General features: G+C 61.1%; 10 protein-coding genes and 2 riboswitches. Of the genes, 5 read left to right on the top strand and 5 right to left on the bottom strand.

What is annotated here, in order from left to right:
* Positions 1–35 precede the first annotated feature (35 nt).
* Positions 36–3,746 carry a methionine synthase gene (gene metH / locus ABH912_RS01675; protein ID WP_033061643.1) on the bottom strand — a complete coding sequence of 1,237 codons (3,711 nt, stop codon included), beginning with the start codon at positions 3,744–3,746 and terminating at the stop codon, positions 36–38.
* A 155-nt stretch (positions 3,747–3,901) separates the two neighbouring features.
* Here metH and ABH912_RS01680 point away from each other — a divergent pair, with 155 nt between their 5' ends.
* The 3 genes from ABH912_RS01680 (at position 3,902) to nfuA (ending at position 7,968) form a co-directional block, all read left to right on the top strand.
* Positions 3,902–6,196 carry a fatty acid cis/trans isomerase gene (locus ABH912_RS01680; RefSeq protein ID WP_429509391.1) on the top strand — a complete coding sequence of 765 codons (2,295 nt, stop codon included), beginning with the start codon at positions 3,902–3,904 and terminating at the stop codon, positions 6,194–6,196.
* A 95-nt stretch (positions 6,197–6,291) separates the two neighbouring features.
* On the top strand, positions 6,292–7,326 hold the full coding sequence (locus ABH912_RS01685; protein ID WP_429509392.1) for an acyltransferase family protein: 1,035 nt from the start codon (positions 6,292–6,294) through the stop codon (positions 7,324–7,326).
* A gap of 57 nt (positions 7,327–7,383) precedes the next feature.
* On the top strand, positions 7,384–7,968 hold the full coding sequence (gene nfuA / locus ABH912_RS01690; protein ID WP_008035804.1) for a Fe-S biogenesis protein NfuA: 585 nt from the start codon (positions 7,384–7,386) through the stop codon (positions 7,966–7,968).
* A gap of 148 nt (positions 7,969–8,116) precedes the next feature.
* On the opposite strand, the gene cobM is transcribed toward nfuA, so the two are convergent.
* The 4 genes from cobM to ABH912_RS01710 form a co-directional block, all read right to left on the bottom strand.
* Positions 8,117–8,863, bottom strand: coding sequence for a precorrin-4 C(11)-methyltransferase (gene cobM / locus ABH912_RS01695; protein WP_429509393.1), 747 nt, complete (start codon positions 8,861–8,863; stop codon positions 8,117–8,119).
* Positions 8,864–8,946: 83 nt separating this feature from the next.
* Positions 8,947–9,360, bottom strand: coding sequence for a cobalamin biosynthesis protein (locus ABH912_RS01700; protein ID WP_033061647.1), 414 nt, complete (start codon positions 9,358–9,360; stop codon positions 8,947–8,949).
* Positions 9,357–10,064 (bottom strand): CbtA family protein, encoded by a 708-nt coding sequence (locus ABH912_RS01705; RefSeq protein ID WP_033061648.1) that lies wholly within the window; start codon positions 10,062–10,064, stop codon positions 9,357–9,359. Before ABH912_RS01705 ends, ABH912_RS01700 begins: the two co-directional genes overlap by 4 nt.
* Before the next feature lie 11 nt (positions 10,065–10,075).
* Positions 10,076–10,279, bottom strand: a complete 204-nt coding sequence (locus ABH912_RS01710; protein WP_033061649.1) for a CbtB domain-containing protein — start codon at positions 10,277–10,279, stop codon at positions 10,076–10,078.
* 121 nt (positions 10,280–10,400) lie between these two features.
* Positions 10,401–10,629, bottom strand: a riboswitch (cobalamin riboswitch).
* A 120-nt stretch (positions 10,630–10,749) separates the two neighbouring features.
* A riboswitch (cobalamin riboswitch) is annotated at positions 10,750–10,964 on the top strand.
* Between the two features lie 100 nt (positions 10,965–11,064).
* On the opposite strand from ABH912_RS01710, the gene cobW reads away from it, so the two are divergent.
* Together cobW and cobN are read left to right on the top strand one after the other, a co-directional pair.
* A complete protein-coding gene (gene cobW, locus ABH912_RS01715; protein WP_429509394.1) occupies positions 11,065–12,126 on the top strand; it encodes a cobalamin biosynthesis protein CobW in 1,062 nt (353 codons plus the stop codon).
* 3 nt (positions 12,127–12,129) lie between these two features.
* On the top strand, positions 12,130–16,023 hold the full coding sequence (gene cobN, locus ABH912_RS01720; RefSeq protein ID WP_429509395.1) for a cobaltochelatase subunit CobN: 3,894 nt from the start codon (positions 12,130–12,132) through the stop codon (positions 16,021–16,023).
* Positions 16,024–16,198: the final 175 nt, after the last annotated feature.

The following is a 16,198-nucleotide window of genomic DNA, read 5'->3' on the forward strand; positions in this document are numbered from 1 at the left end:
CCGGGAGTCGCACCAGTCGACTCCCGGGACCACCATCAGTTGTCGTAACCCAGGTTCGGCGCCAACCAGCGCTCGGTCACGCTCAATTCCTGACCCTTGCGCGACGTGTAGCTCTGGACCTGATCCTTGTCGATCTTGCCCACGGCAAAATACTGCGCCTGCGGGTGAGCGAAGTACCAACCGCTGACCGCTGCCGCCGGGAACATGGCGTAGTGCTCGGTGAGGAACACGCCGCTGCGGCCGGCTTTCATTTCCGAGGCCTCAGGGTCCAGCAGTTTGAACAGCGTGGATTTCTCGGTGTGATCCGGGCAGGCCGGGTAGCCCGGGGCAGGGCGGATACCGGTGTATAGCTCTTTGATCAGCGCCTCGTTGTCGAGCGTCTCGTCCTTGGCATAACCCCAGTAGTCTTTACGGACCTGCTGGTGCAGCCACTCGGCGCACGCCTCGGCCAAACGGTCGGCCAGTGCCTTGACCATGATCGAGTTGTAGTCGTCGCCGGCATCCTGATAGGCCTTGGCCACTTCTTCGGCACCGATCCCGGCAGTGGTGATGAAACCACCCACGTAGTCGGTCACTTCGCTGTCCTTCGGTGCAACGAAGTCGGCCAGGGAGAAGTTCGGTTTGCCGTCGGTTTTGATGATCTGCTGGCGCAGGTGATGCAGCTTGGCAATCGGCTTGCCGTCATCGCCGTAGACTTCAATGTCATCCTCACGCACCTGGTTGGCCGGCCAGAAGCCGAACACCGCACGGGCGCTGATGAGTTTCTCGTCGATCAGCTTGGCGAGCATTTCCTGAGCATCGGCGAACAGCGCGGTGGCGGCTTCACCGACCACTTCATCCGTGAGGATGCGCGGGTACTTGCCGGCCAGGTCCCAGGAGATAAAGAACGGCGTCCAGTCGATGTATTCGGCCAGGACTTTCAGGTCGATGTTGTCCAGCACCTTGGCACCGGTGAACGTCGGTTTGACCGGCTCATAAGTGCTCCAGTCGAACTGCGGCTTCTTGGCGATGGCCGCCGGATAGCTCAGGCGTTCGGTACGGGCGCTGCGGTTGGCGGTGCGCTCGCGGACTTCGATGTATTCCAGGCGAGTCTTCTCGATGAACGCCGGCTTCAATTCCTTGGACAGCAACTGCGTCGCCACGCCCACGGCGCGGGAAGCGTCGGTGACGTAGATCACTGCGTCGTTGCTGTATTTCGGCTCGATCTTCACCGCCGTGTGCGCTTTCGAGGTGGTCGCGCCACCGATCATCAGCGGCAGGTGGAAGTCCTGACGCTGCATCTCGCGGGCGACGTGGACCATTTCATCCAGCGAAGGCGTGATCAGGCCGGAGAGGCCGATGATGTCGCACTTCTGCTCCTTGGCCACCTGCAGGATTTTCTCCGCCGGCACCATCACGCCGAGGTCGACGATGTCATAGCCGTTACAGCCCAGCACCACGCCAACGATGTTCTTGCCGATGTCGTGCACGTCGCCTTTTACCGTGGCCATGAGGATCTTGCCCTTGGCTTCCGGTTTGTCGCCTTTTTCCAGTTCGATGAACGGGATCAAGTGAGCCACGGCCTGCTTCATTACGCGGGCGGATTTCACCACTTGTGGCAGGAACATTTTGCCGGCGCCGAACAGGTCGCCGACGATGTTCATGCCGGACATCAGCGGGCCTTCGATCACTTCGATCGGGCGAGCGAACGACTGACGGGATTCTTCGGTGTCTTCAACGATGTGCGTGGTGATGCCTTTGACCAGCGCATGTTCCAGACGCTTGTTGACGTCCCAGCCGCGCCATTCTTCGGTCTCGGCTTCCTTGACGCTGCCGTCACCCTTGTACTTGTCGGCAATGGCGAGGAGGGCGTCGGTGCCTTCCGGGGTGCGGTTGAGCACTACGTCTTCCACGGCATCACGCAGCTCGGCCGGGATCTGGTCGTAGATCTCCAGCTGGCCAGCGTTGACGATACCCATGGTCAGGCCGTTGCGGATCGCATACAGCAGGAACACCGAGTGAATCGCCTCGCGCACCGGGTTGTTGCCGCGGAACGAGAACGACACGTTGGACACGCCACCGGAGGTCAGCGCGTACGGCAGTTCGTCACGGATGTAGGCACAGGCGTTGATGAAGTCGACAGCGTAGTTGTTGTGTTCTTCGATGCCGGTGGCGATGGCGAAGATGTTCGGGTCGAAGATGATGTCTTCCGGCGGGAAGCCGACTTCGTTGACCAGAATGTCGTAGGAGCGTTTGCAGATTTCTTTCTTGCGCGCTTCGGTGTCGGCCTGGCCGGCTTCGTCGAAGGCCATCACGACGACTGCGGCGCCGTAGCGTTTGCACAGTTTGGCGTGATGAATGAACTGCTCGACGCCTTCCTTCATGCTGATGGAGTTGACGATGCCCTTGCCCTGGATGCACTTGAGGCCGGCTTCGATCACTTCCCACTTGGAGGAGTCGATCATGATCGGTACGCGGGAAATGTCCGGCTCACCGGCAATCAGGTTGAGGAAGGTCACCATGGCCTTCTTCGAATCGAGCATCCCTTCGTCCATGTTGATGTCGATCACCTGGGCGCCGGCTTCGACCTGTTGCAGGGCGACTTCCAGGGCTTCGGTGTAGTTGTCTTCACGGATCAGGCGGGCGAACTTGGCGGAACCGGTGATGTTGGTCCGCTCGCCGACGTTGATGAACAACGAGTTGCGATCGATGGTGAACGGTTCCAGGCCCGACAGGCGGCAGGCCTTTGGAATGTCCGGGATTGCACGCGGCGCATAACCGGCCACCGCTTTGGCGATGGCTTCGATGTGACCCGGCGTGGTACCGCAGCAGCCGCCGACGATGTTGAGGAAGCCGCTTTGGGCAAACTCTTCGATGACCTTGGCCGTTTCCGCCGGCAGTTCGTCGTACTCGCCGAATTCGTTCGGCAGGCCGGCGTTCGGGTGCGCGGAAACGTGGGTGCTGGCCTTGTTCGACAGCTCTTCCAGGTACGGACGCAATTCGCTGGCGCCGAGGGCGCAGTTCAGGCCGACCGAAATCGGTTTGGCGTGGGCCACGGAGTTCCAGAACGCTTCGGTGGTCTGGCCCGAAAGCGTGCGGCCGGAGGCATCGGTGATGGTGCCGGAAATCATGATCGGCAGTTCGACGCCGAGTTCTTCGTACACACCTTGCACGGCGAAGATCGCCGCTTTGGCGTTCAGGGTGTCGAAAATGGTTTCGATCAGGATCAGGTCGGCGCCGCCTTCGATCAGGCCTTTGGTGGCCTCGGTGTAGTTTTCCACCAGTTCATCGAAGGTCACGTTGCGGTAGCCGGGGTTGTTCACGTCAGGCGACAGCGAGCAGGTGCGACTTGTAGGACCGAGCACGCCAGCGACGAAGCGCGGCTTGTCCGGGGTTTCCAGGGTCTTGGCGTCTGCAACCTTGCGCGCCAGACGTGCGCCTTCTACGTTTAGCTCATACGCCAGGCCCTGCATGCCGTAGTCAGCCTGGGACACCTGGGTGGCATTGAAGGTGTTGGTTTCCAGAATGTCGGCGCCGGCATCCAAGTAGGCTTTCTCGATGGCACCAATCACGTCCGGGCGCGTCAGGATCAACAGGTCGTTGTTACCCTTGACGTCACTTGGCCAGTCGGCGAAGCGTTTGCCGCGGTAATCCTGCTCCTCGAGCTTGTAGCTCTGGATCATCGTGCCCATGCCGCCATCGAGAATCAGGATGCGCTCTTTGAGGGCGTGCTTGAGAGCTTGAAGGCGAACACTGCGATCGGACATTTGGACTACTCGGAAAGACCATGACGAAGGGGCGGGATAATAGCAAACCTGTGCGGTTTTAGAGCATGTCCCGGTTTTGCATGAATATCGCTCATGTTGGAGTGGGGTGCAGATCGGTAGAATCGCGGCGTTTTTTCATGATCGGGACCAGGGATATGTCTTATCGCGTCATCAGCATGGTGTTGCTGTTTTTAAGCTGGGGCGCTGCCGCGCAGGATCCGGCGATTTCCTCTGCCATTTCCTACAGCCGCGATATACAACCGATCTTCACCGAAAAGTGTGTGGCCTGCCATGCCTGCTACGACGCCGCCTGTCAGCTCAATCTGGGCAGTGGCGAAGGGGCTGCTCGTGGCGCCACCAAGATCCCGGTCTACGACGGCGATCGCCGCCAGGCTGCCGCGCCGACCCGGCTGTTTTATGACGCCTTCGGTAAACGCGCCTGGCAGCAAAAGGACTTCTATTCGGTGCTCGACACTCAGGGCAGTCAGGCCGCGTTGATGGCGCGGATGCTTGAGTTGGGCCACAAAACTCCCTTGCAACCCAACGCCAGGTTGCCGGAGGACATCGTCCTTGGTCTGAACCGGGAAAACATGTGCGCCTTGCCGGCCGAATTCGACGGTTACGCCAAATCACATCCCCAAGAGGGCATGCCGCTGGCGGTCACCGGCCTGACCGACCAGCAGTACCAGACGCTGCAACGCTGGCTGGCGTCTGGTGCGCTAATTGACGAGCAAGGCCTGGTGCCGAGCGCCAAGGAAGCGTTGCAGGTGGTGCAGTGGGAGAACCTGCTCAATGCACCGGGCGCACGGCAAAGCCTGGTGGGGCGCTGGTTATTCGAGCATTGGTTTCTCGCTCATCTCTATTTCAAGGACGGCGAGCCGGGGCATTTCTTTCAGTGGGTGCGTTCGCGCACGCCGACCGGTCAGCCTATCGATCTGATCAACACACGCCGCCCGAATGACGACCCGGGCACTCAGGTGTATTACCGCTTGTGGCCGGTGCAAGGCGTGATTGTGCAGAAGACCCACATCACCTACCCGCTGAGCGCGGCGAAGATGGCACGGATCAAAAGCCTCTTCTATAACGGCAACTGGCAGGTCCACGCCTTGCCGGGCTACGGGCCGGAGCGTCGGGCCAATCCGTTCACTACGTTCGAGGCGATCCCGGCCCAGGCGCGTTATCAATTCATGCTCGATAACGCCGAATACTTCGTTCGTACGTTTATTCGCGGCCCGGTGTGCCGCGGCCAGATCGCCACCGACGTGATCCGCGATAACTTCTGGGCAATGTTCCAGGCGCCTGAGCACGACCTCTACATCATCGATCCGAAGTATCGCGGCCAGGCCACGCCGTTGCTGGCGATGCCGGGGCAGAACGACGATGTCGGCAGCATCCTGAGCCTGTGGCATGACTACCGCGACAAGCGTAACGAGTACGAGGTGTTGCGCCGTGACAGTTACGCCGATGCGCCGGCGCCGAGCTGGTCGACCTTATGGGCTGGCAACGATAACGCCTTGCTGACGATCTTCCGGCATTTCGACAGCGCCTCGGTGAGCAAAGGCCTGATCGGTGACGTGCCGCAAACGATGTGGTTGTTCGACTTCCCGCTGCTGGAGCGAACTTATTATCAGTTGGCAGTCAATTTTGACGTGTTCGGCAACGTCTCCCATCAGGCGCAAACCCGGCTGTATTTCGACCTGATCCGCAATGGCGCCGAGCAGAACTTCCTGCGCTTGATGCCCGCCGACTCGCGGGACGACTACCTCGACGACTGGTACCAGAGCGGCGGCAAATTCAAGATGTGGCTGAACTACGAGGCCATCGATAACGACAAAGAGACGGCGCTGGTACTGGACGAAAAAGACCCGAAACGCGATTTCGCCCTGCAGCTGCTCACCCGTTACGGCGACCTCAACGCCAAGCCTGATCCGATCAACCGTTGTGACGGCGCTTATTGCTCGCGGCCGAACATTGACCCGGCCTTGCAGAGCGCCGAGCAGGCCTTGAGTCGCCTGACTTCGCGTCCGGCGGCCGGGCTGAAGGTTATCGATCAGTTGCCGGAAGCGACCCTGCTGCGCATCGAAACCGCGAGCGGCAAGCGCGAGGTTTACAGCCTGCTGCGCAACCGCGCGCACAGTAACGTCGCGTTCCTGCTCGGTGAATCCCTGCGTTATCAACCGGGGCTCGACACGATTACCATTTTTCCGGGCGTGCTCAGCAGCTATCCGAACTTCATGTTCAATATTCCGGCCGAGCAAGTGCCTGAGTTCGTGGACGAGATGGAAAACGCCAAGGACGCCAATCGCTTCGAAAAAATCATCGAGCGCTGGGGCATTCGCCGCAGCCATCCGCAGTTCTGGTTCTACTTCCATGACCTGAGCCGGTACGTCCACGAGACCGATCCGGTGGAAGAGGGCGTGCTGGACATGAACCGGTACGAGAATCTTTGATCGACCTTTGACTGTTGGCCGGTGTCGGATTTATCAGGCACCGCAGATTCCAAGGGATCTGCGGTGGTTTAACTCCGGGATCGGGAGGGCCGTCGATGTTGATTTCAGTACAGGCACTGCGCGCGCTCGCGGCCTGGACGGTGGTCTGCCACCATTTCATGCAGATATTTTTCGACTTCCAGGCCCGTGGGCCGATAGGACAAATGTTCATCGACAAGGGGGCGGTGGGGGTCGACATCTTCTTCGTCATCAGTGGGCTGGTGATTTTCCTGTCCACCGAGGGCAAATCACTGCCGCCGGGGCGCTTTCTGCTGTATCGGCTGTTCCGCATCGTTCCGGCGTACTGGCTGTATACGGTGTTGATGGCGCTGTTGGTGGTATTCGCTCAACCGATTCTGCCGGATCAGACCGTCGACTGGTCGCATTTCCTGCTGTCGCTGTTGTTCATTCCCACGGAAAACCCTGGCGGCTACGGGATTTATCCGACGCTCAACGTCGGCTGGACCCTCAACTACGAAATGCTCTTCTACGTGCTGTTTGCCTGGGCGCTGCTGTTCCGCATGCAGGTTCGGCTGCTGATCGTCGCGGCGCTGCTGTTTGCGGTGTGTCAGGCCTGGACCGGCTACGGCTGGATCAGCGAGTTCTACCGCTCGGACATTGTTTATGAATTCTTGCTGGGGATGGCCATCGGCATGATTTACCGTCGCGGCTGGATCAAGCCCGGGTTCTGGCTCCCGTTGCTGGGCATTGGCGGCGCGTTGCTGGCGATTTATCACCTGGCGCCGCAGCCACGGTTGCTGGCCTGGGGCCTGCCGAGCGCGGTGCTGGTGATGGCGTGCATGGCGCTGGAGCGCTATTTCGAGCACAGCCGGGTGCTCAAACTGCTGGGCGACTGCTCCTACTCGGTGTACCTGATGCACGTGTTGGTGCTGTCCGCGGGTGGTTTTGTCGCACAGCGTTATGGCATCAATCCCTACGTGATGTTCGCCGTTTGCGTCGCGACAATCGGTCTGGGCTCGTGGGCAAGTTACGAATGGGTGGAAAAATGCAGCTATCGGTGGCTTAAAGGCCGAATCGACGGCGAATTGGCTATCGAGGCAGTCCCCGCTCTTTCCCGACAAAAATACTAGGACTTTGTACGGCGCGATGATTGGCGTAAACTGCGCCCAAGCCTGCGAGGAGTTTCCATGACCGCTATTACCATTACCGACGCCGCCCACGATTATCTGGCTGATCTGCTCTCCAAGCAGAACACCCCAGGCATCGGCATCCGCGTCTTTATCACCCAGCCTGGCACCCAGTACGCCGAAACCTGCATTGCTTATTGCAAGCCGGGCGAAGAAAAACCCGAAGACACGGCGCTGGGGCTCAAAAGCTTCACCGCTTACATCGACTCGTTCAGCGAAGCCTTCCTGGACGATGCGGTAGTCGATTACGCCACCGATCGTATGGGCGGCCAGCTCACCATCAAGGCGCCAAACGCCAAAGTGCCGATGGTCAACGCCGACAGCCCGATCAACGAGCGTATCAACTATTACCTGCAAACCGAGATCAACCCGGGGCTGGCCAGCCACGGCGGTCAGGTCAGCCTGATCGATGTGGTCGATGACGGCATCGCCGTGCTGAAGTTCGGCGGCGGTTGCCAGGGCTGCGGCCAGGCAGACGTCACCTTGCGCGAAGGCATCGAGCGCACCTTGCTCGAGCGCATTCCCGAGCTCAAGGGCGTTCGTGACGTCACCGACCACACGCAGAAAGAAAACGCCTACTACTAAGTAAGGTGTTCGCTGCAGACATAAAAAAACGGCGCCCCGTGAGCGCCGTTTTTTTATGGGTGAAGTCTTTAAAGATCGCAGCCTTCGGCAGCTCCTACAGGTATACGCATCCCATGTAGGAGCTGCCGAAGGCTGCGATCTTTTGATCTTATGGGCGATACAAATGCGCATGCCCGGCACGGTACAGCGATGACTCACTGAAGTGATCACTGCCCAACACCCGTCCCACCAAAATCAATGCCGTGCGCCGAAACCCCTTGGCTTCAACCTTCGCGGCAATGTCTTCCAGCGTCCCCACCACCCAATCCTGATCCGGCCAGGTCGCCCGGTGAATCACCGCGATCGGGCAGTCCGCGCCGTAATGCGGCAGCAACTCGGCCAGGATTTTCTCCAGATGATTGACCCCCAGATGGATCGCCATGGTCGCCCCGTGCTGCGCCAGGCTGCCGAGCGCTTCGCCGGCGGGCATCGCAGTCTTGTCGGCGTAGCGGGTCAGGATCACGCTTTGCGACACGTCCGGTAACGTCAGTTCCGCACCCAGAAGCGCCGCGCAGGCCGCCGTGGCCGTGACGCCGGGAATGATTTCAAACGGGATGTCGAGTTCGCGCAGGTAGCGGATCTGCTCGCCAATCGCACCGTAAAGACTCGGGTCGCCGGAGTGCACCCGGGCCACGTCCTGGCCCTTGGCATGGGCGGATTTGATCAGCTCGATGATCTGTTCCAGGTGCAGTTCGGCGCTGTTGACCACCTGCTCGGCGCGATGGCCATCCAGCACGGCGGTGGGCACCAGGGAGCCGGCATAGATGATCACCGGGCAGCTGCGAATCAGCCGTTGGCCTTTGACCGTGATGAGTTCCGGGTCGCCGGGACCTGCGCCAATGAAGTAGACGGTCATCGTCGGTTCCTGTGAGAAAAAGGGGCTGGGCAAGGCTTCAGATGAAGATTGCTCATGATCGAAGGCGGGGATTATCGAGGATTTCAGGCGGCGCCGGCCAATGCCAAGGTGGCCTGGGCATATTTTTGTCGTGGAATCAGCAACTTTGCTGGTGCCTGGGCCAGCTGTTCAGCCAGGGCCAGGGCGGCACTTTCCGCGACGCCGTAGCAGCCGGTGCGTTCGAACGCGATGTCCGAGCGGTGGCTGAGTTGCGGTTGATAGCCGGCCAGTTGTTCGCTGCTGAAGTACATCAGTGGGAGTGCGAGTTGTTCGGCCAGTTCGATCAAGCCAGGTTCTTCGCGCTTCAGGTCGATGCTGGCCAGGGCCTTGATCTGGTGAAGTCCGATTTTATGAGCCTGTAACGCCTGATCGAGCAGCGCCCGCAGCGTGCTGACGGGGCAGCCGCGCTGGCAGCCCAGGCCGACCACTAAAGTCGGCGCTGTGCTGATCTCAGTCATGCGTGGTATTGACCATCGCTTTTGCGGCGGAACAACCAGGCACTGATCAGGCCCAGGGCCAGCCAGAATGCCACGTTGGTCAGCTGCGAAGCGATTTTGAACTGAGCTTCCAGGGCTTCCGGTGCCATCATCGAGTGGACTTCCGGTTGTGGTGCGCCGATCACATGAGGAACAGCCAGAATGGCCACGCCGAGCACTTTCATCAGCCAGTGACGGCTGAACACGATCAATGCGATGCCGACCGCGGTGGAGGCAGCCGTGCCGATCCACCAGATCTGCCGCTGCGCCAAATCAGCCGCGGCAGTGCCCGGCAGCTCGGGCGGCAGACCAAGGGTCGGTGCCAGCACGAACGTGGCGTAACCGGCCAGGCCCCAAAGCAGGCCTTGGGAGGTTTTGGTCGGTGCGCGCAAGGTGTAAAGACCGGCCAGCATCAGGGCGAAACCGACCGCTACCACCAGGTTGCCGCCGGTGGTGGACAGCACGCGCTGCCAACCGTCTTCCGGTTCCCAGGCTTCGGCATCGTGAGTGTGAGCGGCGACAGCACCTGCGGCGTGTTCGTGAACTTCAACAGCAGCCGGCTCGGATTTTTCGTAGGTCTCGGCCTGCAGAATCAGCGGAGCCACCCAGAAGCTTTGCAGCAGGGTCAGCAACAGGGCGGCCAGAAGCCCGGTGAACCCTGCGGTTTGCGCAATACGCTTGATCATGTCATCAGGTCTCAATGGCACGGGAATGCAGAGCTGTGGCGGGTATCGTGAGCGGCGTTGTGCACTGCTTCGATGTGCGAGAAACCGGCGAAATACACAAGGCACGCACCCAGGATCGACGCGCATGCGGCGGCGGTCAGGCGTTGAGTCAGGGTAATGGTGGTGCTGGCGGTGCTCTTATCGGTGTTGCTGCCGGTACTGCTGATGATCGACATGGCGCTTCCCTCTGGTCTGTCAGCGGGTGATATAGAGCGCATGGAAGACCCCTGCGAATCGGGTACGCAGAGGTTCAAACAGCGCCCGCCCACCGCGGGTTTGTTATTCAGTGATCGTAATGGTCACTTTGTGTTGCGGGCCGGTCTCCGGGCTCACGAGGGGCACTGGCTTTCGCCTTGACCTGCAAGCATCACCTTCCCATGCCGAACTGCTGGCACAGTGGATCTGACGCTTCGCTCGCTTACCGTTGCGGGGGCAGCACCGGACTGACATGACTTTAGAGTAAAGCACATGATTCACCGGTTTCCCGTTTCACCCTGTGAAGGGCACCCGTAACAAGGCGTGTAGGAGAGCATGGGCGGGGGTTGGGCGTCAATTGGCAAGGGTTCTCAACTCGGTACCCAGGTGGATACCTGTGGTGAGGGGGGCGCAATCAACTTGCGGACATTGACCCGCCCCGACACGATGCGTAGCCTTGCGCTTTCGAGGTTCTTCGGCGTCTGCCGAAGCTAAGAAGGGAACGCGGTCGATGCCGCGGCTGCCCCCGCAACTGTGAACGGTGATGTTCGCTGCCACGCCACTGCAAGCCCTGTGCAACGGGTTCGCGGGAAGGCGCAGCGAATGCCAGGCCCACAAGCCCGGCAAACCGTCAGCCAGGAGACCTGCCTCGACACAGATTCTCACTACAACCGGGCGGGGTGATCCGGTGGCGAACTCTTCCGCGCGCGCATCCGTCGCAGCGATTGTCGTCCCGTATGCCCGCCACCTTGCCAAAGGGCATCCGATGAAAACACTGGCCAAACTCCCCGTCACCATCGTTACCGGCTTCCTCGGCTCGGGCAAAACCACCTTGCTGCGGCACATGCTCGACAACGCTCAGGGCCGTCGTATTGCGGTGATCGTCAACGAGTTCGGCGAGCTGGGCATCGACGGCGAGATCCTCAAGCAGTGCTCCATCGGCTGCACTGAAGAAGAAGCCAACGGCCGCGTCTACGAATTGGCCAACGGCTGCCTGTGCTGCACCGTTCAGGAAGAATTCTTCCCGGTGATGCGCGAATTGGTCGCCCGTCGCGGTGACCTCGACCACATCCTCATCGAAACCTCGGGCCTGGCCCTGCCAAAACCGCTGGTACAAGCCTTCCAGTGGCCGGAAATCCGCAGCGCCTGCACCGTTGACGCGGTCATCACCGTGGTCGACAGCCCGGCGGTCGCCGCTGGCACCTTCGCGGCGTTCCCGGACCAGGTCGATGCCCAGCGCAAACTCGACCCGAACCTGGACCACGAATCGCCGCTGCACGAACTGTTCGCCGACCAACTGGCCAGCGCCGACCTGGTGATCCTCAACAAGGCCGACCTGATCAGCCCTGAAGACCTGGCCCGTGTACGCCTGGAAGTCGCTGAAGAACTGCCGCCTGCGGTAAAAGTCATCGAAGCCAGCAGCGGTCGCGTGCCACTGGACGTGCTGATCGGCCTCGGCGCCGGCTCCGAAGAACACATCGACAGCCGTCACAGCCATCATGATCATCACCATGAGGGTGAAGACGATCACGATCACGATGCGTTCGACTCCATCTCCATCGAACTGCCGCAAGCCGACGAAAGCCTGCTGCTGGACGCGCTGACCCAATTGGTGGTTCAGCACGGCATTCTGCGCGTCAAAGGCTTTGCGGCGATCCCGAACAAGCCGATGCGCCTGCTGATCCAGGGCGTGGGCACCCGTTTCGATAAGCACTTCGACCGTCAGTGGGGCGCCGATGAAGCGCGCACCACGCGTCTGGTGTTGATCGGCCAGGAACTGGACGCCGCGCTGCTCGAATCGCAATTGCGCGCTGCGCTCAGCGTTTAAGCCATGCACCTGCTCAGGACCCAGCCCGGCGGTTTCGTGTCGGATGACAACATTGCCGACCTTGGACAAACCCCCGCCGAGCTGGTGATCCTGTGCAGCGGCGACTCCAGCCTCGCGCTGCTCGCCGAAGCTGCACAGCAGTTGCCCGACGATTACCCGAGCGTGCGCCTGGCCAACCCGATGCAGGTGCAGAATCACGCGTCGGTCGACCTGTATGTCGACGAAGTGCTGCGCCACGCCAAGGTGATTCTGATTTCGCTGCACGGCGGCATCGCCTATTGGCGTTACGGCGTCGAGCAACTGGTGCAACTGTCGGAGCGCGGCGTGCAGCTAATTCTGGTGCCCGGCGATGACCGCCCGGACCCGGAACTCAGCGACCTAAGCACGGTGGGCGCGGAAGACCGCGACCGCCTCTGGCAGTTTCTGCGTCAGGGCGGCATGAGCAATGCCCTGGATTTTTTCCGCTGCCTCGCCAATCGTTGGCTGGACCGCGACTACGCCTGGGCCGAGCCGCAAACCCTGCCGCGCACGGCGATTTACCACCCGCACAAAAGCCCCGCTGAACTGAAGGATTGGCAAGCCGATTGGCAGGCCGATCAACCGGTCGCGGCGGTGCTGTTCTACCGCTCGCATTTGCAAGCGGCCAACACTGGCTTCATCGATGTTTTCTGCCAGCGTTTGCAGGCGGCAGGGTTGAACCCGTTGCCAATTGCCCTGGCCAGTTTGAAAGAGCCCGGCTGCCTGACGGTGGTCGAGGACCTGTTGGACGAAGTCGAGGCCGGCGTGATTCTCAACACCACCGGTTTCGCGCAATCCAGCCCTGAAGCGCCGCACTTGCGACCGTTTCGCCGCAACATCCCGGTGATCCAGGCGATCTGCGCCCAGGATAACGAGCCCGGTTGGCGCGCCAGCGAACAGGGCCTCGGTCCACGTGATCTGGCAATGCACATTGCGCTGCCGGAACTGGACGGGCGGATCATCAGCCGACCGATCAGCTTCAAAGACCTGGCCTGGCGCAGCGAACGCAGCCAATCCGATGTGGTCTGCTATCGACCACAACCGGAACGCATGGATTTTGTCGCCGAACTGGCGCGGCGCTGGATTGATCTGGCGCGAGTGCCCAATGCTGAAAAACGCATCGCCTTGATCCTCGCCAATTATCCGACCCGCGACGGTCGCATCGGCAATGGTGTCGGCCTCGACACGCCGGCCGCGGCGCTGAACATCCTGCGTGCGCTGCATAAAGAAGGTTATCCGCTGCCCGCCGAATTGCCCGACACGGGCACCGCGTTGATCCAGCAATTGCTCGGCGGCGTCAGCAATCACCTCGACACCCTCGACCAGCGTCCGTGTCAGCAAAGTCTGTCGATGGACGACTACCTGCTGATGTTCAACGCCTTGCCCGAGTCCAATCGCCAAGCCGTGCTGGAACGTTGGGGCGCGCCGCAAATCGATCCGATGTGCCGTGGCGGGCGAATGATGATCGCCGGGCTGCGCTTTGGCCTGACCTTCGTCGGCATCCAACCGGCGCGGGGTTATCAGGTGGACCCGAGTGCGGTGTATCACGACCCGGACCTGGTGCCGCCTCACGGTTATCTGGCGTTCTATTTCTGGTTGCGCAACACCTACGGCGCCCACGGCGTGATCCACGTCGGCAAGCACGGCAACCTCGAATGGCTGCCGGGCAAAGGCGTCGGGCTGTCGGAGCATTGCTGGCCGGATGCGCTACTCGGTCCGCTGCCGAACATCTATCCCTTTATCGTCAACGATCCGGGCGAGGGCGCCCAGGCCAAGCGCCGTACGCAGGCGGTGATCATCGATCACCTGATGCCGCCGCTGACCCGCGGCGAAACGTACGGCCCGTTACGCAACCTCGAATTACTCGCCGACGAGTATTACGAAGCGCAATTGCTCGATCCGCGCCGTGCCCGGGAATTGCAGCGCGACATTCTGCAACTGGTGCGCGAGACGCACATCGACCGCGAACTGCAGCTGGACGAAAAACTCGACAGCGATGCCGATGCGGCGATCTGGCTGCCGCGTCTGGACACCTATTTGTGCGACTTGAAAGAGTCGCAGATTCGCGACGGCCTGCATGTGTTTGGCGAGTCGCCGACCGGGCGCTTGCGCATCGATACCTTGCTGGCGTTGTTGCGCATTCCGCGTGGCGATGGGCGTGGTGCGCAATCGAGTCTGCTGCGAGCCTTGGCCAAGGCGTTCACGTTGGGCTTCGATCCGCTAAATTGTGCGCTGGCCGAACCTTGGACCGGACCGCAGCCGATTGAACTGCAATCCCTCAGTGATGAAGTCTGGCGCACGGCGGGCGATACCCGCGAGCGTCTGGAGCTGTTCGCCGCGCAACTCATCACGCAAACCCTGAATACCAACGCCGAACCCTTTGGAAACGAGCCTTTGTGGCGAGGGAGCTTGCTCCCGTTGGTTCGCGAAGCGGACCCAAAAGATGGGACTGCTGCGCAGTCCAGCGGGAGCAAGCTCCCTCGCCACAAAGGCCTGCTCCCACAGGAGGCGAGTTGGGATGAGGTCAGCGCCATCATCGACAGCCTGCGCGAAGTCGTCGCGCCTAGGCTGGACGCCTGCGGCCCGGCGGAAATGCGCGGTCTGCTCGACGCCCTGAACGGCCGCTTCGTGCCGGCCGGCCCCAGCGGTGCGCCGAGTCGCGGTCGGCTCGATGTGCTGCCGACCGGGCGCAACTTCTATTCGGTGGACGTGCGTAACCTCCCGACCACCACCGCGTGGCGCATCGGTTTCCAGTCGGCCAACCTGATTCTTGAACGACACCTGCAAGACCACGGCGATCACCTGCGTCAGCTCGGCCTGTCGGTGTGGGGCACCGCGACCATGCGCACCGGTGGCGACGACATCGCCCAGGCCATGGCGCTGATGGGCGTGCGCCCGGTCTGGGCGACGGGCAGTCAGCGGGTCGACGACTTCGAAATTCTGCCGCTGAGTCTGCTGGACCGTCCGCGGGTGGATGTGACGTTGCGCGTCTCCGGATTCTTCCGCGATGCCTTTGCCAATCTGATCCGCCTGTTCGACGCCGCCGTGCAAGCGGTCGCCGCCCTCGACGAACCGGACGACCTCAACCCCTTGGCCGCCAAGGTGCGTGCCGAGCGCGAAGCGTTGATGCAATCGGGGCTGGATGAAGACGCGGCGAAGCGTCAGGCCGGTTGGCGCATCTTTGGCGCCAAGCCCGGTGCTTACGGCGCGGGCGTGCAGGGCGCCATCGATGGTCGTCTGTGGCAAAGCCGCGACGACCTGGCCGAGGTTTATCTGAACTGGGGCGGCTACGCTTACGGCGGCTCTGACGAAGGCACCGCGGCGCGAGAACAGTTCGCTCAGCGCCTGAGCCAGGTGCAAGCCGTGCTGCAAAACCAGGACAACCGTGAACACGACTTGCTCGATTCCAACGACTACTACCAATTCCAGGGCGGCATGCTCGCGGCGGTGGAAAGCCTCAGTGGTGAAGCGGCGGCCAGTTACCATGGCGACCACAGCCAGCCGGACTTGCCGAAGATCCGCACGTTGAAGGAAGAGCTGAACCGGGTGATTCGCTCCCGGGCAGCCAATCCGAAGTGGATCGACGGCGTGAAGCGCCACGGCTATAAGGGCGCGTTTGAACTGGCGGCGACGGTCGATAACCTGTTTGCTTTCGACGCTACAACGCAGCTGATCGACGATCACCAGTATGCGTTGCTGGCAGATGCGTACTTGCTGGATCCGGCGACCCGGGACTTTGTCCGCGAACATAATCCGCATGCGTTGCGCGACATGACTGAGCGAATGCTGGAGGCGCAGCAGCGGGGGATGTGGAAGGAGCCGGGCGAGTATCGCGAGGCGCTGGAGAATTTGTTGCTGGATATTGAGGAGGAGGGGTAGTGGTTGTTTCGGTATTTTTTACGGCCTGAAATCCACCCCTCTCCCCAGAGGGGAGAGGGGGCTGATCTACATCGTTTCCAAAACTTGAGTTCAACCTGAAGGCCCAGGTCGCAGAATTTCGTTTAAACAACCCGATCAGTCCCCTCTACCCTCTGGGGAGAGGGTTAGGGTGAGG

Source organism: Pseudomonas sp. BT76 TE3572 (genome assembly GCF_050435365.1).
Lineage (GTDB): Bacteria > Pseudomonadota > Gammaproteobacteria > Pseudomonadales > Pseudomonadaceae > Aquipseudomonas > Aquipseudomonas fluorescens_W.